The following is a 19,589-nucleotide window of genomic DNA, read 5'->3' as shown; positions in this document are numbered from 1 at the left end:
GGAGTCAGTGGAAACTGTGGACCAGCGCGTCGGCCTCGGCGTCGTCATAGCCCAGCTCGGCCAGGATTTCGCGGGTGTGGTGGTCGGGGTGGACGGGGCCGGCGCCCACCGCGGCGGGAGTCTCAGAGAACGTGAGCGGGAGCCGAAGCACCGCTAGCTCGCCGCCATCGGGGTCGGGGACCACCGAGAAGATGTTCAGGTGATCCACCTGGGGATCGGCGAACGTCTCGTCCACCGCCAGCACTGGCCCGCACGGGCACCCTGCGGCGTTGAGCCGTTCTACCCACTCCGCGGTAGTGGCAGTGGCCAGGCGCTGCTCGATGATCTCGTCCAGCTCCCTGCGGTGAGCCGTGCGGGTATCGCGGTCGGCGAACCGGGGATCGGCCACCAGCTCGGGAGCGCCCAGCGCCTCGGCGAACGTCTCCCACCGGGACATCGGGGCCACGTTGACGTGCCCGTCGGCAGTGGGGAACATGCCCATCGGCACGATAGTGGGATGGTTGTTGCCCTCCTGGGGTGGGACCTCGCCGTCGATCAGCCAACGCACTGCCTGGAAGTCCATGAAGTTGATGGCCGCCTCCAAGAGCGACGTGTGGACCCACTGGCCCCGCCCGGTGCGCTCCCGGGCCAACAGCGCGGCCAGCACCCCCTGGGTGAGGAACGTGCCCGCCGCCGTGTCGGAGATGGCGATCCCCACCCGCCATGGCCCGCTCCCCGGCGGCCCGGTCACGCTCATCAGCCCGCTCAGCCCTTGGGCGATCTGGTCCACCCCCGGGCGGTCGGCGTACGGCCCCTCTTGCCCGAACCCCGACAGGCTGGCGTACACGAGCCGGGGGTTGCGGGCCGACAGCACCTCGTAACCGATGCCCAGGCGATCCTTGACCGCCGGCCGGTAGTTCTCCACCACCACGTCGGCCCGTTCGGCCAACCGGAGGAAGGCATTGCGCGCCTGATCGTCGGTCAGATCGAGCACCATCGACCGCTTGTTGCGCTGGAGGTTGTAGGTGTCCGATCCTCCCAGGGCGTAGGGGCGAGGCTCGACGACGCGGATCACCTCAGCCCCCATGTCGGCCAACTGCCGGGTGCAGGTCGGGCCGGCCCGGGCCCTGGTGAGATCGATCACCCGGAGGCCATCGAGTGGCCCGTTTCCGGCCTCGGCTCGGTCGTACATGGCCATCGTGCTACTACTACCCCATGGCCCAGAGCGTGGATACCGAAACCGACAAGCTGATCGCCGAGGTCGAGGGCGCGGTCGGCCGTATCGTGTTCAACAATCCCGAGCGGCACAACGCCATCACCACCGACATGTTCGCGGCGCTGGCCGCCGTTGTCGACGCCTACGAGCAAGACGCGAAGATCCGGGTGGTGACCATCTCCGGTGCCGGAGGCCGGGCGTTCGCATCCGGCGCCGACATCGGAAACCTGGACTCCGCTCGGGGCCCGAGCCGCAACCCCTCCCCGGGTGATGCCCGAACCAGTCGAGGACCAGCCGCCCTGGGCCGCCTCACCAAGCCGCTGATCGCCGCGGTGGACGGCTACTGCCTTGGCGGCGGGCTCCTAGTTGCCCTGCACGCCGACCTGCTGGTGGCCACCGACCGGTCGCAGTTCGGCATTCCCGCCGCCCGCCTCGGGGTGGGGTATCCCATCGAGGGCGTCGAGCAGCTGGTATGCCGGGTGGGTGATGCAAACGCGGCGCGCGTCTTGATGACCGGGGACCGGATCAGCGCCGAGGAGGCCGCGTCCATGGGCTTGGCCCACAAGGTTGTGCCCGCCGATGAGCTGGACCGCGAGGTCGAGCAGCTCTGCGCCCGCTTGGCGGCCAACGCTCCGCTCACACTTCGGGCCGTCAAGCTGTCTATCGCCGCGGTCACTGGCCGGGGAGATCGCCAGGCGGCCTTGGATGCCATCGCCGACTGCTGGGCCAGCGAGGATTTTGCTGAAGGACGGGCCGCTTTCGTCGAGCACCGCGACCCCCGTTTCCAGGGTCGCTAAGCATAAAATCCACCTACCGGCCCTATGTCCTCGATTGCCATCTTCTTCGTCTTTTTGCTGATCATGCTGGCCTTGGCCACTCTGGCCATCATCTTGGACTGGATGGGAAAGCCCATCCGCCGCACGTTCCGCCCCCGCACCACCGGCACCCCCGGATGGCTGACGGTCGACGCCCCCCTTCCCGAGGAGGGACCCGACACCAGCTTGGCCCCGGACTCCGGCGACTACCCCCCGGAGATCCCCCCCGCCGCCGTCGAGTATTCAGAAGCCTCTGTCGAACCGTACGAAGAGCAGCCCGCCCTGAACCCCGCCTCCCAGCACGGGGAACTGCCCGAGGAGCCATCGTCGGCGGGGCCATGGCAAGCCGGGGATTCCATCTTCAAGCTCACCCCCCGGGGAACCCCGCCGTCAATCACCGCAGTGCGCCGCCGCTATTGGAAGAACCTGTCCGAGCGCCGCTCCTCGGCGGTGTTCGGCGAGGACAACCGGACGCTGATGGCCGTCGGACAGGCGCCCCAGCGCTTCAATCCCCGTTCCGGCACCATTGAGGAGTTGAGCCTGCCCGAAACCATGCTGCGCTATTGCTGGGCCACAAAGAGCAAGCCCACCCCCACATGGGGCGACCAAGGCCTCGACCCCTTCGGCCGGCCATGACTGCCAGTCCCACGCTCAGCGACCACTTTGCCGACGGCGCCGAGACTGTTTCGCACGGAGGGCGCGACGTCCGGCCGCTGCTGCGGTTGGCGGTGTCGGAGGGCACCAAGGTGCGGGTGGAATGGATCGCCGCCCGACCCGATCGACGCCAAGCCCTCAAGCTGGCTGCGGTCAACGGCCAGCTTGAGGTGAATGATGCCACCGCCGAGATCATCACCCTGTGGTCGGACACCAGTCCGGTCGCGGTGGAACTGACCGTGCGCGGGGCCCACACCCGGCGCCTGGAAGTGTGGAACGCCTGGGACCTGGGCGGGCTCGAGACGGCGTGGCTGGGCAACGCCGGCATGATCGTCGAGCCCAGCGAGCGGTATCTGGCCCTGCACGCCAGCGACGGCCTCGGCCCTCCCAGCTTCACCGACCTCCAAGTGCGCCTCTCAGTGGCCCAGCCGGGCTGATTCGCGGCAAGCTAGATCATGGCCATCTCGCTCGACGATCTCGCCGCCGACAGCTCTTTCACCCAGAATGTCAAGGGTCAGGTGACGTTCTTGCCCGAGCCTGAGCGAGCCGATCGGTGGACGCCGGTGGTCTCGGTGGACGACCACATCGTGGAGCCTCCCGGCGCGTTCGTCGACCGGTTCCCGGCCAAATACGCCGACGACGCTCCCCGAGTGGCCACCCTCGATGACGGATCGGAGACCTGGCTGTATGCCGGCCACTCGCTGCCCAACGTGGGCTTCAACGCGGTGGCCGGGCGCCCCGTCAGCGAGTACAGCTTTGACCCCACCCGCTTTGCGGACATGCGCCGGGGAGCATGGGACATCGAGACCCGGATCGTCGACATGGACCTCAACGGCGTCTACGCCTCGCTGTGCTTCCCGTCGTTCTTGCCCGGCTTCTGCGGACAGCGGTTCCAGCAGCTCACCGACGACCCCGACCTGGCTTTGGCCGCGGTGCGGGCCTGGAACGACTGGAACATCGAGGAGTGGTCCGGGGCCTGTCCCGACCGCATGATCCCCTGCCAGCTCACCTATTTCCTCGACCCCGAGGTGGGCGCGGCCGAGGTGTACCGCAACGCCGAGCGGGGCTACAAGGCCATCAGCTTCTCCGAGGCCCCCCACTCTCTGGGGTTCCCCAGCCTGCACTCGGGCCACTGGGACCCGATCATGGCCGCCTGCGAGGAGACCGACACGGTGGTGTGTTTGCACGTGGGCTCATCGGGCACCTCGCCGGCCACCTCCCCCGACGCTCCGTCCGACACCGTGGGGGTGCTGTTCTTCGGCTACGCCATGTTCGCCGCGGTCGATTGGCTGTACTCCAAGATCCCGGTGCGGTTCCCCAACATCAAGATCGCCCTCAGCGAAGGGGGTCTGGGCTGGGTGGCCGGGCTGTTGGACCGCCTGGAGCACGTCCGCAAGTACGACTCCATGTACGGCACCTGGAACGACGTGGAACTCTCCCCCGCCGACACCCTGCGCCGCAACTTCTGGTTCTGCGCCATAGACGACCCCTCGGCCTTCGACCACCGCCACTACATAGGCCTGGAGAACCTGATGGTGGAGTCGGACTACCCCCACGCCGACTCCACCTGGCCCAACACCCAGGAACTGCTCCGCAAACAACTCGCCGGCATCCCCGCCGACGAGGTCGCCCGTATCTGCTGGGCCAACGCCAGCGACCTCTTCCGCCACCCAATCCCCGACTCGGTGATCGCCGACCCCAACAGCTTCTAGCGTTCTGCGGACCCGACATTTGCGGGGCAAACCGAGCATCGGCCCGCGCCCGATCTACCGGTGTGCGGTATGCAGGGGTTGGCGCGGCGCCTCCAGCCAGCGTGCTCCCCAACCGCTGAATGGGTGCCTGAAATCTGCTGGGATGTGTGGCAACCTTTCCGGCCATGTACAGCGGTCTCTACAAGTTGTCTATGAGATGCGTGCAAAGAATCGGGGCGGTTCTCGCAGCGAAGAAGCGGCACGACGAATGTTGGGTGCGGCGGCAGACCCGGCGGACTAAGGGCTCCCGGGCGATTGCCATGTTATGGATCGCGGCCCTCTTTACGCTCACAGCCTGCGGGGGGTCGCGCCAAGACCCCGGTGCCACCGCGGACCCCTCAGACCACCCTTCGTCGCCCACCCCCGAATCAGGCCAAGAGCTCATCGACCTTGGCGTCACCGTGGACAGCGACACCACCTGGCAGCCGCTGTTCGACACATTCACACCCTTGGAGCAGTCGTGCATCCGCGAACGCCTAGGCGACCAGTCCCTGGAATCGGCCATGTCCCAGCCAATCGCTGCCCTCCTCGATCTTGATGAATATGCGGATTTTGACGAATGGGAGATCGTCATATTCCAATGTCTGTCCCCAGAAACCGGAGGCGCCGCTCTCTTGGCTGTGATGGCCGCCGTGATAGCCAAAGACGCAATAGTCGATGTGGAACTAGAGAATGCGAGCGAGAACGAGAGAGCTTGCTTTTGGGAATGGGCCCAAGACGTCTCTGCTACCGCCGCGGCAGCTTGGGACACTGAAGACGAGCCCAACGCCAATGCCATGATGACTGTCCTCTTATTCGGCATGATGGGCTGCATGCCTGACCAACTCCACAGCACCAGCAACGATTTACTGGACACACAATTCAACAGCAAGGAAAAAACGTGCCTGCGGCAGTGGCTCAGCGGAATTGACCTCGACGCCTGGGTGATTTTGAACCTCGACGATCCTGACAACGATACTTCGCTCTCCGAAGTGAGGGACAAAGGGCAGGAATGCACGCTCAGGTATCTAGTCGATTCGTCGGTCGCTCTCCTGGGGGGAGACCCAGCCGAACTCAGCGACGAGGAGAGAGAGTGCGCGGAAGATTGGTTCACCGGAGACGCGTATTTCACCGGAGACGCGTACTTCCCCGGCTTCGGTATGTTCAATTGCGTACCCGACCTATTGTTTGACACGGTGGTCGGTCTAGCGGGTGCAGACCCGGCCGAACTCAGCGACGAGGAGAGAGAGTGCGCACGAGATTGGCTCGTCAGCGCCGGGCCAGAAGTCCTAACCCCATTGGCCACCCAAGATGATGAAGAAGACGATGCCGACGAGGCGTACTTCGCCGGCCTGATCACCTGCCTGTCCGACCTGTCGATCGGGGACATTCCCGACGAGGCCAACGAGGAGGATGGCACCGACGACAATATGGTCCCGCCGGCGACCGAGGCGCCTTGGCCGCTCCAAGACAGCTGTAACGCCGGATTGGATGGCGCGGTCGCTGCTGACGATCACGCCAACACGATCGCTGATGCCACCCCTCTCACGGTGGGTGAGGCCGCCCAGGGTGCGATCGACTACGACGTCGATTGGGATTTCTTCGTGTTCGAGGCAGAAGCAGACGAGTCTTACCAAATCGATGTCGCTCCGGGCACCATGCGTGATCCAGAAGTCGCGCTATGTGACGGCGACGAGGAACTGGCATACAGCGACGACTACGATGACCTGGCCCCGCGCATCCTCTGGGAAGCGCCGAGTGCGGGCCCGTACTTCGTGAAAGTTGCGGGATGGGACGAAGGCACTTACACGCTGACGGTCGAAATCCAATAGAGCTGGACAACCTCAGCGCCAGCCCTGAAACAGCCGCGGCCTATGTTGCCGCAGGTTGGTGGGGGCATGAGACTCCTACCGATCTGATCCGCCGCAATGCGGTTGAGCGGCCCGGCGACACCGCCTATATCACGTGGAGCCGACCATCTGAGGAGGGCTCTTTGGGGAGCATCGACCGGACCACTTGGGTGGGCTACGACCAGCTTTCGGATCGGATTGCGGCTGCGCTGTTGGCTGCGGGTCTGGACCGGGGCGATCGGGTGGCGGTGATCTTGCCGGATGGCGCGGCGGTCCACGCCTCCCTCACCGGCGCCGACAAGGCCGGAGTGGTGGTCATGGGGATCGGCCACCGGGCTGGGCCGGCAGAAATCGCCCATTTGGTAGAGAAATCCGGGGCTCGGGCTATCGTCACCGGGGGGGAGCTTCGAGGCCGGCCGGCAGCCGACGCGGTGGCCGAGCTGCGACGCGACCTCCCCGATCTCGCCCATCACATCGTCATTGACGGTCCAGGCCAGGGTGCCGCCATCACGCTCGACGATCAGCCTGCCCCCAGGCCGGCGTCTGTCGAGGGATTCGCCGAGGCCGTCGAGGCGCGTCGTCTGGGGGCATCAGAGCTGTGTTTGCTGAACTCCACCTCAGGCACCACGGGACTGCCCAAGTGCGTGATGCAGACCCACAACCGGTGGTTCTACTTCCACCAGAAGGCGGTGGAGTACAGCGGGCTCGGAACCGACGAGGTGTTCTGCGTGCCGGTGCCGGCCCCGTTCGGGTTCGGGCTGTGGACCGCCCACTACACCCCGACCATTCTGGGCGTGCCCACCGTGGTGATGGCCGACTTCGATGCCGCCGCGCTGATCCGGCTCATCGAGGCCGAGCGGGTGACCGTGCTGTGCGCGGTCACCACCCAGTTCATCATGATGCTGAACTCACCGGTGTTCGACGACCACGATCTGTCGTCGCTGCGGCTGATGTTCACCGGCGGCGAGGCCATCCCTTATCAGCGGGCTTCCGAGTTCGAGGACCGCACCGGCTGCACTGTCCTGAACTTCTACGGATCCAACGAGACCGGGATGCTGAGCGGCACCCGGCTGAGCGATCCTCGGTCGGCCCGGCTGCGCTCGGGCGGGAAGTGCGAACCCGAAATGGATTGTGCCCTTTACGACCCCGACGACGGTTCTTTGCTTCCCGAGCTGCGGGGCCGGGGGCAGCCCGCCTGCCGGGGACCGGCCACCGCCTTGGGGTACTACGACGATGCCAAGGCCAACACCGAGCTGATGACCGACGATGGCCGGATGCTGATGGGCGACATCGTGGAGATCGACGACGACGGCTATCTGCGGGTAGTGGGGCGCACCTCGGACTTCATCATCCGAGGGGGCAAGAACATCAGCGCCCCTGCGGTGGAAGACGAGGTGATGACCCATCCGTCGGTGGCCATGGTGGCCGCGGTAGCCGCCCCCGACCCGGTATTCGGCGAGCGGGTGGCCGCCTACGTGGAGCTGGTGCCCGGAACCACCCTGGACTTGGACGGGCTTCGAGAGCACCTGGCCGGGCGCGGCGTGTCCCGGGAGTGGTGGCCCGAGCACCTGTTCGTGGTCGATGCCCTGCCCCGGTCCTCGGGGGGCAAGGTGGCCAAGGGCCAACTCAAAAAGGACGCCTCCGACCGGCTCGGGGCCGGGGAGGAACAGGCCTAGCGCTGAGTCAGGATGAGCGCCTGCCAGCGCCCGCTGAGTGGGAACTCCACGAGCTGGGCCATGGCGTCAACCAGGAACTCCAACGCCACTCGCGGGTCCTGGCCCTCGGGCAGTTCGTACACCAAACCCCGCTTGATGTGGTCTTGGCGGCGGTTCCAACCGTCGGGCTCGGTCACCCCCCGCTCCTCCAGCAGCTTGGAGGCGTGTCGCCCACCGGCATGCTGTAATCCCACTGAGGCGGGCTGCCACTTGTCCCGGTAATGGTGGCCCGGCACCCAAGTGCCGAGCGGGACGGCGGGTCCCTTGGCCGTGAACAGCTTGAACACCATCGACTCATAGGGCCGGTCGTCGTCGGCCACCAGCGGTTGAACGTTCATCCACCCCGAACCGTCGCCCAGGGCGGCCAAGGTCAACATCTCGTGGACCACTTCCTCCAGGGCCAACCGCTCAAACCGGATAGGCCGCCTATCGAGCGCCATCTCCGCTCCTGTATTGCGGAGGCGCGTCGGCCCGGACGGGAATCACCCCCGCGGCTCCCCCATCAGACCTGCCCGGGTATAGGTGATGTCGGAGCGGTCCCGGTAGCCGATGGTGAAATCGTCGTCGTAGGGGAACGAGTAATTCAGCTCCAAGGTGTAGCGCCACTCAAAGGCGCAGATCCGGGTGGCGATCAGCCAGGGACCGCCGTCGCGCCGTTCGAAGCGGTCCACGTAGCGCAGTCCCATGCGCATGTCGGAACCCGACCCTTCCTCGGTGGGATGCACCACGTGGTGGGCGTTGCAGTACGTCTCCACGAAGGCCACATCACCCTCGAGCTGGATGCGGGACTGGCCCAACAGGTGCTGGGTGTAGTCGAAGTGCACCAGCACCTCCAGCACCCAGTCGGCAAACTCCACCGGACTGCCCCGGAAGTTGTTGTGGTCGTCGAAGCCGTCGGGGTGATAGCCGGAGACGATCAGCTCCTTGTCGAGCCGGTCGGTGCCCCGGGCCACCCGGTGGATGGTGTCGGTGATCTCGTCTTTGTCCAGCAGCGCTTGGAGCCTCGGATCGAGATCAGCCATCCCCCACCCCGATCATCACCGCCGACAGCGTGAACGGGCCGTCGCCGGTATTCCGCCAGGCGTGCTCGGTGCCTCGCTGAATCACACAGTCGCCAGCCACCAGGTGCGTTGGCGGCTGGCCAGGCAGCTCGAGGTCCACCGTGCCCTGGGCGATCCGCACGAAGTCGATGGTGGGCGTTTGGTGCATCAACGCCGCTTGGTCGGCCATCGACGCCGGGATGGTGACCTGCTTCCAGGTCACTCCTCCGCCCGGCGGGTTGAGCTGCATCTCCGACTGGGGGGCGTCGCCGCCCTGGAGCTCGCTGACAACCGGGGCGAAGGTGTGCCACAGCTCGGCGGTCAGCAGTCCGCCGTCGGATTGTGATGCAGTGGCCGGAGGGCCGTCCGCGCACACCCCGTCGCCGTCGGTCACGATCCTGCGAGGTCCGACGGTGCCAACGGATGCCCCAGCGAAGCCGGGATCAGCACCGTCGCCCACTCCCAACATGGTGGCGCTGAACGTGCAGGGATCGTCGCCGATCACGATCCACCGATGCCACGTACCCCGCTGAATGACACAGTCACCGGCAGCCAACTCCACCCAATGCTCGTTCAACTCCAACCGGATCTGCCCCGAGATGATCTCGATGAAGTCGATGGTAGGAGTGACGTGAAAGCCGACCCGGTCTTGGTCGAATCGGGGATCATCGAGCGGGCCGATCGCCTTGCCGCCCGAAGGCTTCAACGTGAACAGCCGCCACGAGATCCCACCGGGCGGGGGAACAAAGTCCTTGCGGTCGTCCGGCTCCTCTCCGCCGTCGTCCACTGTGGCGGGACGCTGTCCCACGTACCACATACTGGCCGTGCTCCGCCCCAAGAAGCTCGACGGTGCCTGCCCGTCGGAGATGATGACCGGTGCCCCGCTGTCGTTGTGCCCGGTAACGATTCGCCGCCATGTGAATGCCATCCGGCAACCGTAGCCACCTGTTGCCGCGCCGAACATCGCCCAACCCGAAATAGGCACTTCGCGCTCGGTAGCCTCAAACCAGATGTTTGACCCGCCCGATGAAGTGATTGCACCGGATCGCCCCCTGCGAGTGGCTGTTTTGGCCAAGCAGATCCCGGTGTTCGAGGACATGGTTCTCGGGCCCGATGGCCGCATGGTGCGAGACGGCATCGACATGCACATGAACGACTACTGCCGCCGCGCCGTGGCCAAGGGCACCGAGGTGGCCCGGGCCAGCGGGGGTACGGTGACCGTGTTGACTCTGGGACCGCCATCGGCCGAAAACGTGTGCCGGGAGGCCCTCCTTTTCGGGGTGGACGCTGGAATCCATATCTGCGACCCGGAGTTCGCCGGGTCCGACACTTGGGCCACCGCCAAGGCCCTGACCGCCGCCCTGGAGCGGTTTGGACCTTTCGATCTGGTGATGATGGGACGCAACTCGGTTGACTCCGACACCGGCCAGGTGCCACCGCAGCTGGCCGAGCTGATGGGCTTGCCGTTCGCCACCGGGGTTCGGCACTTCTCCCTTCACGGCGACCGCTTGGAGCTGCGGTTGGAACACGACGACGAGTGGGTGGATGTAGAAGTGCAATTACCCGCGGTGGTGTCGTGCGCGGAGCGTTTGTGCGACCCGTGCAAGATCAAGGACCCGGAGGCCTGGGCCACGGTGGACAGCTCCCACATCACAACAGTGAGCGCGGCTGACCTGGGTTCCGGTCCGTGGGGTCAGGAGGCCAGCCCCACCACGGTCGGGCCCGTTCAGATGATCGACGTGGAGCGCGGCCGCCAGATGATGACCGGCACGCTGGACGAGCAGATCGATCAGGCGGTGGCGATCTTGGCCGAGAAGGGGGCGCTGGCCTCCGGTTCGAGTGCTGAGCCTCCTCTGGTGCCCGGGCGCGTTATGGCTGGTGATGATGGTCCCGCCATTGCCGTGCTGGTGGAGCCCGGACGCGAGCGGGTGAACCGGGAGCTCCTCGGAGCCGCCGCCGATCTGGCCGCAGAGATCGGCGGTTGGGTGGCCGCCCTCGGTCCCGACCTGGACGACCCCGACGAGGATCTGGGCCCATGGGGAGCCGATAAGCAGATCAACATCGTGGACCGCGAAAACGGGGCATCGCTGGTCGAGGAAGATCTGGCGTCGGCCATGTCGGCCTGGGCAGCCGAGACCCAGCCATGGGCCGTGCTGGCACCGGGCACCGCTTGGGGCCGCGAGGTGGCCTCCCGGATGGCGGCAACACTGGGCGCAGGACTCACCGGCGACGCCGTGGGGCTAAAGGTGGATGACCACGGGAAGCTGATCGCCTTAAAGCCGGCCTTCGGGGGATGGCTGGTGGCCGAGATTCTCTGCGCTTCTCCCATCCAAATGGCCACGGTGCGCCCTGGGGTGCTGCCCTTCCCCCGGCCCAATCCCGACCGCCCCCCGGCCCGCCGATTGTCGCTTGACTCTCCCGGCCACAGCCGCCTCGAGATCATCAGGCGCTACCGAGACGACGACAGCGATGAGCTGGCCAACGCCTCAGTGGTAATCGGCGTGGGTCAAGGGGTGGACCCGGCCGACTACCCCAAGCTGGAGAAGCACCAGGCCGCCATCGGCGCCGCCCTGTGCGCCACCCGCAAGGTCACCGACTACGGCTGGATGCCCCGGGCCCGCCAAGTGGGCATCACCGGCCACAGCATCAGTCCCCGTCTCTATTTCGCCATCGGCATGAGCGGGAAGTTCAACCACACCGTGGGCGTCCGCAATGCCGGCACAGTGGTGGGCATCAACCCCGACCCCGACGCTCCCCTATGGGAGATCGTGGACATCGGCTTCGTGGGCGACTGGGCCGAGGTTTTCGACGCGCTCATCCCCCGCCTCGCCGAAGCCCAGGCCGGCTGACTCGCTCGCTGATGGGCGCTGACGAGGCACCGTCGGCTGCTGCTGAGAGTTGGTTCACGAGGGCCGTTTCCCTGGCCAAGCAGTCCGTTTCGTGCTGGCGGGAGGGCGAAGGCGGCACCGGAGCGGCGGAGATCGCCTTCTGGTCGGCGGTATCACTGTTTCCGGCCGCAGTGGCCGCCGCCGCCATCGCTTCCACAGTTCGGGCGGTATCGGACCGGATAGCCGACCGGTTCAACGAGTGGCTGGCCGACGCCGGCCAGACCGCGCTCAGCGATGTGGACAGCACCATCGGCGAGGAGTTCGCCGATGTGGTCTCCGCTCCCCCGGCAGCCACATCCATCGCCGCAGTGGTTGCAGTATGGGGCACCATGCGGGCCGCGGCCGCCGCCTGCCGGGCCGTACGCCGGGTGCGAGGCGCCCCCCGCCGCTCGTGGTGGCTGGAACGGTTCACCGGATTTTGGCTCCTGGTGGGCGCGCTTCCGCTGATCGCCGGGCCCACCGCCATAGCGGTCTGGGTCGACCCCCGGCTGGCCCCAGTGGTCGGCTTCATATCTGCATTGGCCGTGTTCTCCCTGGTGCAGAAAATGTCCTGCCCCCACCAGCCATTGCGCCATCACCTGATCGGCGGCTTGGTGTCGGCCCTCTGGTTCTCAGTGGTATCGGCCATAGCCGCAGTAGCCGTGAACTGGACCATAGGCGGCACCGCCATCACCGTGGCCACCGCCGGAACCCTGGCCGCCCTCAGCTGGCTATGGGCCGCAGCCTGCGGAGTAACCGCCGGCGCCGCAGTCGCCGGCGCCCTCGATCAGCGCGACTGGCCTACACCGGCTCCCACGGATTGACGACATCAATCCCATAATCGGCGAAGTCGCCAACGTTTCGGGTTGCAACATCAAGCCCGTGAACAAGAGCCGTACCCATGATGAACCCATCGGCCAAGTGAATTGTCCTGCCTTGTTGACGGGCCTGGCCCCTCAAGGCTGCCGCCTGTTCAGCTTCTCGTCGCCCTACCGGCAGAATCTTGTCGGCAAAACTGTCGACAAACGCCATCAGAACGAAATGGAGCCGGCTGCGGCGATAGCCCTCTGGAAGTTGATGCAAGCCGAATTGGAGCTCGTGAACGACGACGGCCGAAAACCATAGGACGGACTGGCTATTCAAGAAGGCGACGACATTTGAGTCCGGGTCAGGCGCCACCAATTCCGATACCACGTTGGTATCGACGAGGTATCCGCTCACCCCTTATCCCAATCAAGAAAGGGGACCTCACGATCAGGTTCACTCCTATCGGGCAGTTCTAGATCGAGACCGCGCGGCATATTCTCAACAAGCCAGCGGCCCATGTGCTTGTGCTCCGGGGCACGCTCCAGCCAAAGGTGCTCAGTCACCACGATGCACGGCTTCCTGACCCCAATGCGCTGCGGCCCTTCCTCTTCAGCCAGACGCAGCACCTCCGACAACCGCGCCTTCGCCTCAGCCACGGTCCAGGTACTCCCCAAATCAGCTTTGACCATCAGACATCTCCTTAAGTAATCTAGTTTATATTAGACCATATCTTAGTCTCGCCTGGTCCACACGATTTCGTGCCGGGCAAAATCCGCTGGAGCAGCGTCGAAACCGCAGGTAAGGCACCACAGACCAGCAGAACTAAGTCAATTTACAATTTAGCTGGGAAGTACGAACAGAACGCCGAAGTGGAATGTGCCCCCGGAGGCAACGTCCTCTCCACAGTCACCGTCAAGGCGCCAGCTCAGGCCACTCCTCTTGCCTCCGCCCATACCCCACCCGTATCTCCGCCTCCCGATGGCAGACAAGAAAGAGGCAGCCTCGACGCAAGTCCCTTTCGCCACACCTGCCCCACATCCCTAGTTGCTCTCCTCGCCATACCCAAACAATCTTCCCATTTTCTTGACAGCAGACTACCCTGCCATCGTTTTCGCAACGGCTTACGCTCCACAACTCACCTCCGTCAACTCTTCACATCTAGTGGCCACCGAAACGAAAGTTAATACTTTGGCAAACCACATCCAGGTGATATACAATCATCCTTCCTTAAGGACACACACCCAGATTCTCAACAGAAACACAAATACCGCCATCGGGCAGTCCACAGAGGTCGCTTGTCGCCCTGCTGCCTACCCCCAAGAAGGCATAACTCATTTGGAGCCGTAATGTCCATTGATTTCACAAGGTTGCAAGCGTCTCACGAGCACACTGTAATCAATCCAAGAGATATCTTTACATCCCTAAATAGTCGTTCAGTTGAATTCGAATACCTGCGGGATGTGCAGGGACAAGTATTGGATTCCTGGTATGAGAGAAGACAAGAGCGAGACATTGTCATCAAAATGAACACCGGAACCGGAAAGACTGTCGTGGGCTTGCTCGCTCTACAAAGTAGCATGAATGAAGGTTTCGGGCCATCTCTCTACGCTGCTCCAGACAACTTCCTTGCCGATCAAGCAGCACAGCAAGCTACCCAACTGGGCATACCCTGGACCGATGATCCAAAATCAACACAATATCTGTCTTCACAGGCAATAGGCATAGTAAATATATATAGGATAGTCAATGGGCGATCGATCTTTGGAGGGCCTGGCAGCACGCGGACCGAACCTGTACCAATTGGCTCCGTTGTAATTGACGATGCCCACGCCTGCGTCAACACTGTAGAGCAGCAGACTACTGTCATCATACCGAACGATCACGAAGCATACACCGAGATTTTAGAAATCTTTCGCACCGAAATATCAAAACAGCATGCCGCGCTCCTTGCCGATCTCGAAGATCAGACCGTTGGCGTCACTATCCGAGTTCCAATAGCGTCTTGGGCAGACCATCATGCCCGTGTAATGGCAGTTTTGCAGAGCCATAAGGATGACGATGAGTTACGTTTCACATGGCCTTTTGTAAAGGATATCTTGCCTGCTTGTCAGGCAATATACTCGTGTGATTCTTTAGAAATTAGGCCCTTCTGCCCGCCAACAAACAAAGTCATTAAACTCGAAGATGCCAACAGACATATATTTTTGACAGCCACTCTCGCAGATGAAAGTGTTCTCGTGACACATTTTGGGGTCCTCGAACAGGCTGTCCTCGACCCCATTACACCTAATAGTGCCGCAGACATTGGAGACCGTTTCATTCTCTCTCCCCTTGAAGTGAATCCTCAGATAGACGAATCTGAAATTCAAGACTTAGTCCGGTCCCTGGCTAATCGCTACAATACCGTTGTCTTGGTACCTAGTTACAGACGGTCCATTGCTTGGCACGACTACGCAGACGTAATTGCAAAAGCGGATGAGATCGCAGACGTAGTGGATAGATTAAAGAGCAGCCACGTTGGTTTAGTGGTACTTGTAAACAAATACGATGGCATTGACTTACCAGATGATGCTTGCAGAATATTAGTCGTCGACAACTTGCCAGAAGCTCTCAATAACTCTGAGCGGAGACTGTCCGAATTGCTTGGAGGAAGTCCCACACTAGCCCACCGTAAACTTCAAAAGATTGAACAAGGTATGGGCCGTGGAGTGCGAAGTGCTAGGGACTATTGCGTTGTCCTTCTTCTCGGCTCAAGCCTATCTAGTACCTTAGCCAGGCCTGAAATGCGTGCGAAGCTTAGTCCTGCCACTCGTGCACAATTCGATCTATCGATGAATGTAGCAAAGCAGATACAAGGTTGCAGCATTGATGATATTGAAGGTGCCGTTGAGCAATGCCTGAACCGCGATGAAGGTTGGCTCACTGTTAGCGGCAATTGCCTAGTTGGTGTGACCTACGACGACACCGGTACAACGGAACCCTTTTCGCTTCACTTGCGAAATGCATTTGAAGCTGCATGCATTGGTCAATATGATGTCGCTTGCGAACACTTGAGGGACGGCATTGAGGCCACTGAGGACCAAAAGTCCAAAGGCTGGTTGCAGGAGCAACTCGCCACCTTTATGCACCCGATTGACCCCGTGCAAGCACAACAGGCACTAGCTGGTGCCATTCGACTCAATCCAAGAGTCTTGCGACCAGTACACGGAGTTAGCTATAAACGTACGCCGGCTGCATTAAATCAAGCCGCGGCTGCATATTCCTATTTGTCTACCAATTTTCCAAGTCAAAATGATCTATTGTTGTTTTATGGTGACTTACGAGATCGCCTTCAATTTGACCCCGAACGAGTTAACGAATTCGAAGATGCTGTTGAAGAATTGGGCTTCCTGCTCGGATTCAATGCGCAACGGCCTGAAAAGGAATATGGAATCGGACCGGATGTGTTATGGAGCATGGGTGCTCTTAAGTTCCTTGTAATTGAATGCAAAAGCGGTTCCATATCGGAATTGAGGAAGCGCGACATGGGGCAACTTTCCCAATCCATGAGCTGGTTTGCTCAGAATTATGATAACACTTGCAAGGCCACCCCAATGAGCATTCATCATTCCGGTCAACTAGCAACGGATGCCACACCTATCGCAGGCATGCGAATACTAGACGCCGCGAATTTGACTAAACTATGTGCCGCTGTAGAGCAATATATTACTTCGATTGTTGCCAATTCAATCTTTCCAAGTGAAGAAACGATTGCTGAAGCCCTTGTTTTCCATGGGTTCACTGCTTCTTTGTTTGTATTGAGATATTCCGCTCATGCGCGTCAGTGATCTTCAAGATTGTATCGGACAGTGGTGCGATGTCATTAAGCGAACAGATAAAGAGAGATAATGAGAGAATGAGGTTGCGATGGCAAACAAGATCCTAGGCTATCCAGTCATCGACTTGGCCGGGAATGAGGGGCCCTGCTTGCACGGGACGGGGAAGCCGGCACCAAAAATCTCCTGGAGTGCCTGCTGATAGCGAACGTGGACAATCCCAATTGCGTGAACAGCTATGAATAAGGGCGTCAGTCGTTCAGGAGGTGGATACCGTCTACGAGCCTGTTGATGATAATGAGTTTCGCTTCTTCCCGCTTGGCTTCCTCTAACGTGTCGCACTCCTCAACCACGAACGCCCTGTCCGGTCCCTTTTGCCGGATTGCCCTGCCCACGGGGGTGTCTTTCTTTTTGTGCTCTGTATATCGCACGTTCAGTGATCTGCTGGTGCGGCCTATAGGGCTGCTGTGGGTTATCCCATATTCGAGATCTTTGTCAGCCTTGTGGGGGACATGGAAAAGCAGGAATCCGAGGTTCCGGCTGCGGCCCACACGGTTTCGTAGACCAGCAAGTCCTCATCTATCCAGGTAAACAGTTGAGTGAGATACCCGAACGGCGGAGTTCCTCCAATGGCAAAGCCGGTGGCTGCTCGCACCGACTCTGGATCAGCCAGGGTGATCTCCTCACCAGCAGTTCGCCTAGGTGATCGGTGTCCACTCGGTTGGCCCCCGAGGTCAGCGCCAACACCAGCCTGCTTGGAGTGGCGAACACCAGAGACTTCACAATCTGTCCGACTTCACAGCCCCCCGCGGCGGCATCTGCCGCAGTACGAGTCCCCTCTGGATACCTCACTGGCTCCACCTGAACACCTAGCACTTCGGCTGCCGCCCGAAACCGCCCTAACCCGCTGGCCATCGGCGTCACCTTATGAGATGGGCCATCGCAAACAGGCGTGGAGTACGGTCGGGCTATGACTGAACCTCGCCAGCCTGATGTGCTTAGCCGCCTGCCGATTCCCGAGGAAGTTCGCGATGACGTGATGGACATGCTGAGGGTGGGGCCGTCGGCGGTGTGGGGTCGGCCTGTTCTAAGCCGCCGGGAGCGCAGCTTGGCCACCATTGCCATGATGACCGCCTTGGGCAACGAGTTTGCCATCCGCGAGCACGTCATCATGGGCTTGGACTCTTTCGGCCTGAGCCGGGAAGAGATCTGCGAGGTCATGATCCAAGCCGCCATTTACGCCGGCTTCCCCGCCGCCATGAAGGCCTTCGATATCGCCACCGACATATTCGCCGAGCGCGACGCCGCTGATTGAGAGAAGACCTATCGATCACAATGGCATCCATACGCCGCCACTCCGTTGGTCCTCGGGTCATGCGACGGTTGCCGGAGGGCTGGATGCCAGCCCAGTTCCGGCGTTTCGAGGTCTCACCGGTGGCCCCCACTATCGGGGCTGAGCTGTCCGGCTTGTCCCTGGAGGATGTGGACGACGAGCTGTTCGCGGAGCTCGATCAGGCATTGCTGGAGTGGAAGGTGCTCATCGTGCGAGGTCAGCCCATCGATGTCGCTGCCCAGGGAGCGCTGGCCCTTCGCTGGGGACCGCTCACCGACGATCAGCTGATCCCCAATCCCGGCACCGCCGCCCAAACAGATGCCATCACCTTCGAGCGCAACGACACCGTGGTCGGCTTGGAGAACATGTGGCACACCGACGGCACGTTTCGAACTCACCCGCCGGTCTGTACCATCCTGAGAGCCATCGAGATTCCCTCTGTGGGGGGCGACACCCTGTTCGCCGACATGGCCGCCGCCTGGGACAACCTCGACCCTGATCTTCAAGACCGACTGACCTCCCTGTCAGCCCGCCACGACTGGAGCATCGGGGCCTACGCCGACAAGTACGGGGACGATCTGGACAAGCTGCGGGCCGAAGTTCCGCCCGCTGTCCACCCGGTGGCCCGCCCTCATCCCCGCACTGGACGACTCACCCTGTTCGTGAACGCCGGCTTCACCACTGATTTGGTTGGCCGCGACGGTTCACCGGTTGACAACAGCGACGAGTTACTCAACCTGCTCTGCCGCCAAGCCGAGATCCCCGAATACCATTGCCGGGTCCGCTGGTCCCCTGACACCGTGGTGATCTGGGACAACCAGGCCGTGCAGCACTACGGCATCAACGACTACCACCCTGCCCGAAGAGTGATGTCCCGCGCCTCCGTAGCCGGAAGTTGAGATTCCTGGCTACGACTTGACGGTGAATACCCAGCGGCCGTCGGCGTTGGACAAGTGGCCGCAGCTGGGGCCGGCGAAGTGGGTGCCGAAGATGAGGATGCCGGAGTCGGCGTAGCGATCGCGGAAGGTTCTGCGGGTCTCGGAGGCTCTTGACGGGTCGTCGTCGGCGGTCATAACCCACTCGGGAGCGGTGAACTGGATCGGGTGGTGGACTAGGTCGCCGGTGATCACGGCCTCTTGGCCCGCCGATGAGATGCGCACGCTTACGTGGCCGGGGCTGTGGCCCGGTGAGGGCTCCAGGCTTATCTCGCCGGTGACTTGGTGGTCGCTGTCCACCAGGTCGGCCAGGCCGGCGTCCAGCACTGGGCGAACAGCATCGCCGAAGGTGATGGCCGCTCCTTCGGCACCGGAGTCCCAGTATTCGTACTCGGTGCGACCGAACAGGTACCGAGCGTTGGGGAAGGTGGGCACCCACTCCCCGTCGACCAGGATCGTGTTCCAGCCCACGTGGTCGAAATGCAGGTGGGTACACAGCACGATGTCGATGTCGCCCGGTTCAAAGCCGGCCGCGGACAACTCGTCGAGGAATCCTTCGCCCAGATGGCTCATCTGGGGGACCATCTCGATGGGGCGGTTGCCGATGCAGGTGTCCACCATGATGGTCTGGCCCTCCGACTCCAGCACCAGAGCATGGATAGACAGCGGCATATTGCCCTCGTCGTCCAGAAAATAGGGCCGAAGCCAGTCGGCATTGGCCTCGAACACCGCCATGTCGGGTTCCACATACATTCCCTCGGCCGGAACCGGTTGCAGGGTTTCCCGCACCAGCATCACCTTCACATCGCCGACCTGTGTGACTAGCGCCATGG

General features: G+C 62.5%; 20 protein-coding genes. 11 read left to right on the top strand and 9 right to left on the bottom strand.

The features are described from left to right. Window positions 1–4: 4 nt before the first annotated feature. Complete coding sequence (locus ACOGI7_RS05125) at window positions 5–1,177, bottom strand: CaiB/BaiF CoA transferase family protein (protein WP_419850838.1); 1,173 nt, start codon at window positions 1,175–1,177, stop codon at window positions 5–7. Between the two features lie 17 nt (window positions 1,178–1,194). On the opposite strand from ACOGI7_RS05125, the gene ACOGI7_RS05120 reads away from it, so the two are divergent. The 6 genes from ACOGI7_RS05120 (at window position 1,195) to ACOGI7_RS05095 (ending at window position 7,920) form a co-directional block, all read left to right on the top strand. Further along, window positions 1,195–1,992 (top strand): enoyl-CoA hydratase-related protein, encoded by a 798-nt coding sequence (locus tag ACOGI7_RS05120; RefSeq protein ID WP_419850837.1) that lies wholly within the window; start codon window positions 1,195–1,197, stop codon window positions 1,990–1,992. A 24-nt stretch (window positions 1,993–2,016) separates the two neighbouring features. Then, window positions 2,017–2,646 (top strand): hypothetical protein, encoded by a 630-nt coding sequence (locus ACOGI7_RS05115; protein WP_419850836.1) that lies wholly within the window; start codon window positions 2,017–2,019, stop codon window positions 2,644–2,646. Further along, on the top strand, window positions 2,643–3,101 hold the full coding sequence (locus ACOGI7_RS05110; RefSeq protein ID WP_419850835.1) for a hypothetical protein: 459 nt from the start codon (window positions 2,643–2,645) through the stop codon (window positions 3,099–3,101). The genes ACOGI7_RS05115 and ACOGI7_RS05110 overlap by 4 nt, the downstream gene beginning before the upstream one ends. Before the next feature lie 18 nt (window positions 3,102–3,119). Next, the gene (locus tag ACOGI7_RS05105) at window positions 3,120–4,376 is read left to right on the top strand and encodes an amidohydrolase family protein (RefSeq protein ID WP_419850834.1); all 1,257 of its coding nucleotides are present in this window, start codon (window positions 3,120–3,122) and stop codon (window positions 4,374–4,376) included. Between the two features lie 440 nt (window positions 4,377–4,816). After that, window positions 4,817–6,226: a hypothetical protein gene (locus ACOGI7_RS05100; protein ID WP_419850833.1), complete on the top strand. Its 1,410-nt coding sequence runs from the start codon at window positions 4,817–4,819 to the stop codon at window positions 6,224–6,226. Then, the gene (locus tag ACOGI7_RS05095) at window positions 6,184–7,920 is read left to right on the top strand and encodes a class I adenylate-forming enzyme family protein (RefSeq protein ID WP_419850832.1); all 1,737 of its coding nucleotides are present in this window, start codon (window positions 6,184–6,186) and stop codon (window positions 7,918–7,920) included. Before ACOGI7_RS05100 ends, ACOGI7_RS05095 begins: the two co-directional genes overlap by 43 nt. On the opposite strand, the gene ACOGI7_RS05090 is transcribed toward ACOGI7_RS05095, so the two are convergent. From ACOGI7_RS05090 to ACOGI7_RS05080, 3 genes are read right to left on the bottom strand one after another with little or no spacing between them, the layout of a single operon-like run. After that, window positions 7,917–8,399 (bottom strand): hypothetical protein, encoded by a 483-nt coding sequence (locus ACOGI7_RS05090; RefSeq protein ID WP_419850831.1) that lies wholly within the window; start codon window positions 8,397–8,399, stop codon window positions 7,917–7,919. The genes ACOGI7_RS05095 and ACOGI7_RS05090 overlap by 4 nt on opposite strands. Before the next feature lie 42 nt (window positions 8,400–8,441). Further along, on the bottom strand, window positions 8,442–8,981 hold the full coding sequence (locus tag ACOGI7_RS05085) for a nuclear transport factor 2 family protein (protein ID WP_419850830.1): 540 nt from the start codon (window positions 8,979–8,981) through the stop codon (window positions 8,442–8,444). Continuing rightward, window positions 8,974–9,927: a cupin domain-containing protein gene (locus ACOGI7_RS05080; protein WP_419850829.1), complete on the bottom strand. Its 954-nt coding sequence runs from the start codon at window positions 9,925–9,927 to the stop codon at window positions 8,974–8,976. The genes ACOGI7_RS05085 and ACOGI7_RS05080 overlap by 8 nt, the downstream gene beginning before the upstream one ends. 82 nt (window positions 9,928–10,009) lie before the next feature. Here ACOGI7_RS05080 and ACOGI7_RS05075 point away from each other — a divergent pair, with 82 nt between their 5' ends. Then, window positions 10,010–11,848, top strand: a complete 1,839-nt coding sequence (locus ACOGI7_RS05075) for an FAD-binding protein (protein ID WP_419850828.1) — start codon at window positions 10,010–10,012, stop codon at window positions 11,846–11,848. Window positions 11,849–11,859: 11 nt separating this feature from the next. After that, window positions 11,860–12,690 carry a YhjD/YihY/BrkB family envelope integrity protein gene (locus ACOGI7_RS05070; protein WP_419850827.1) on the top strand — a complete coding sequence of 277 codons (831 nt, stop codon included), beginning with the start codon at window positions 11,860–11,862 and terminating at the stop codon, window positions 12,688–12,690. On the opposite strand, the gene ACOGI7_RS05065 is transcribed toward ACOGI7_RS05070, so the two are convergent. Both ACOGI7_RS05065 and ACOGI7_RS05060 read right to left on the bottom strand, forming a co-directional pair. Continuing rightward, entirely contained in the window at window positions 12,668–13,087 is a 420-nt protein-coding gene (locus ACOGI7_RS05065) for a type II toxin-antitoxin system VapC family toxin (RefSeq protein WP_419850826.1), read from the bottom strand. The two genes, ACOGI7_RS05070 and ACOGI7_RS05065, sit on opposite strands and share 23 nt — an antisense overlap. Further along, entirely contained in the window at window positions 13,084–13,362 is a 279-nt protein-coding gene (locus ACOGI7_RS05060; RefSeq protein WP_419850825.1) for a prevent-host-death protein, read from the bottom strand. The genes ACOGI7_RS05065 and ACOGI7_RS05060 overlap by 4 nt, the downstream gene beginning before the upstream one ends. A gap of 657 nt (window positions 13,363–14,019) precedes the next feature. On the opposite strand from ACOGI7_RS05060, the gene ACOGI7_RS05055 reads away from it, so the two are divergent. Then, the gene (locus ACOGI7_RS05055; RefSeq protein WP_419850824.1) at window positions 14,020–16,500 is read left to right on the top strand and encodes a DEAD/DEAH box helicase; all 2,481 of its coding nucleotides are present in this window, start codon (window positions 14,020–14,022) and stop codon (window positions 16,498–16,500) included. Window positions 16,501–16,739: 239 nt separating this feature from the next. Here ACOGI7_RS05055 and ACOGI7_RS05050 read toward each other — a convergent pair whose 3' ends face one another. Both ACOGI7_RS05050 and ACOGI7_RS05045 read right to left on the bottom strand, forming a co-directional pair. After that, the gene (locus ACOGI7_RS05050; RefSeq protein WP_419851541.1) at window positions 16,740–17,039 is read right to left on the bottom strand and encodes a hypothetical protein; all 300 of its coding nucleotides are present in this window, start codon (window positions 17,037–17,039) and stop codon (window positions 16,740–16,742) included. Then, window positions 16,961–17,143, bottom strand: coding sequence for a YbaK/EbsC family protein (locus ACOGI7_RS05045; protein ID WP_419850823.1), 183 nt, complete (start codon window positions 17,141–17,143; stop codon window positions 16,961–16,963). The genes ACOGI7_RS05050 and ACOGI7_RS05045 overlap by 79 nt, the downstream gene beginning before the upstream one ends. A 315-nt stretch (window positions 17,144–17,458) precedes the next feature. Between ACOGI7_RS05045 and ACOGI7_RS05040 the strand changes: the two genes are divergently transcribed. Then, on the top strand, window positions 17,459–17,803 hold the full coding sequence (locus ACOGI7_RS05040) for a carboxymuconolactone decarboxylase family protein (protein WP_419850822.1): 345 nt from the start codon (window positions 17,459–17,461) through the stop codon (window positions 17,801–17,803). Window positions 17,804–17,862: 59 nt separating this feature from the next. Next, on the top strand, window positions 17,863–18,720 hold the full coding sequence (locus ACOGI7_RS05035) for a TauD/TfdA dioxygenase family protein (RefSeq protein ID WP_419850821.1): 858 nt from the start codon (window positions 17,863–17,865) through the stop codon (window positions 18,718–18,720). Window positions 18,721–18,729: 9 nt separating this feature from the next. Here ACOGI7_RS05035 and ACOGI7_RS05030 read toward each other — a convergent pair whose 3' ends face one another. Further along, entirely contained in the window at window positions 18,730–19,587 is an 858-nt protein-coding gene (locus ACOGI7_RS05030; RefSeq protein WP_419850820.1) for an MBL fold metallo-hydrolase, read from the bottom strand. Window positions 19,588–19,589 lie beyond the last annotated feature (2 nt).

Origin of the sequence: Candidatus Poriferisocius sp., assembly GCF_965204145.1 — a bacterium.
In the GTDB taxonomy this organism is placed as follows: Bacteria; Actinomycetota; Acidimicrobiia; order Acidimicrobiales; family Bin134; genus Poriferisocius.
The sequence above is the reverse complement of the archived record's forward strand: the minus strand, read 5'-3'. Positions and strand labels throughout refer to the sequence as shown.

Bases quoted from the DNA above. Each gene is read 5' to 3' on its own strand.
- ACOGI7_RS05075 (WP_419850828.1), top strand. From the start codon at position 10,010: ATGTTTGACCCGCCCGATGAAGTGATTGCACCGGATCGCCCCCTGCGA.
- ACOGI7_RS05080 (WP_419850829.1), bottom strand. From the start codon at position 9,927: ATGGCATTCACATGGCGGCGAATCGTTACCGGGCACAACGACAGCGGG.
- ACOGI7_RS05105 (WP_419850834.1), top strand. From the start codon at position 3,120: ATGGCCATCTCGCTCGACGATCTCGCCGCCGACAGCTCTTTCACCCAG.
- ACOGI7_RS05030 (WP_419850820.1), bottom strand. From the start codon at position 19,587: ATGGCGCTAGTCACACAGGTCGGCGATGTGAAGGTGATGCTGGTGCGG.
- ACOGI7_RS05085 (WP_419850830.1), bottom strand. From the start codon at position 8,981: ATGGCTGATCTCGATCCGAGGCTCCAAGCGCTGCTGGACAAAGACGAG.
- ACOGI7_RS05110 (WP_419850835.1), top strand. From the start codon at position 2,643: ATGACTGCCAGTCCCACGCTCAGCGACCACTTTGCCGACGGCGCCGAG.
- ACOGI7_RS05125 (WP_419850838.1), bottom strand. From the start codon at position 1,177: ATGGCCATGTACGACCGAGCCGAGGCCGGAAACGGGCCACTCGATGGC.
- ACOGI7_RS05095 (WP_419850832.1), top strand. From the start codon at position 6,184: ATGGGACGAAGGCACTTACACGCTGACGGTCGAAATCCAATAGAGCTG.
- ACOGI7_RS05055 (WP_419850824.1), top strand. From the start codon at position 14,020: ATGTCCATTGATTTCACAAGGTTGCAAGCGTCTCACGAGCACACTGTA.
- ACOGI7_RS05040 (WP_419850822.1), top strand. From the start codon at position 17,459: ATGACTGAACCTCGCCAGCCTGATGTGCTTAGCCGCCTGCCGATTCCC.
- ACOGI7_RS05120 (WP_419850837.1), top strand. From the start codon at position 1,195: ATGGCCCAGAGCGTGGATACCGAAACCGACAAGCTGATCGCCGAGGTC.
- ACOGI7_RS05070 (WP_419850827.1), top strand. From the start codon at position 11,860: ATGGGCGCTGACGAGGCACCGTCGGCTGCTGCTGAGAGTTGGTTCACG.
- ACOGI7_RS05060 (WP_419850825.1), bottom strand. From the start codon at position 13,362: ATGGTCAAAGCTGATTTGGGGAGTACCTGGACCGTGGCTGAGGCGAAG.
- ACOGI7_RS05115 (WP_419850836.1), top strand. From the start codon at position 2,017: ATGTCCTCGATTGCCATCTTCTTCGTCTTTTTGCTGATCATGCTGGCC.
- ACOGI7_RS05035 (WP_419850821.1), top strand. From the start codon at position 17,863: ATGCGACGGTTGCCGGAGGGCTGGATGCCAGCCCAGTTCCGGCGTTTC.
- ACOGI7_RS05090 (WP_419850831.1), bottom strand. From the start codon at position 8,399: ATGGCGCTCGATAGGCGGCCTATCCGGTTTGAGCGGTTGGCCCTGGAG.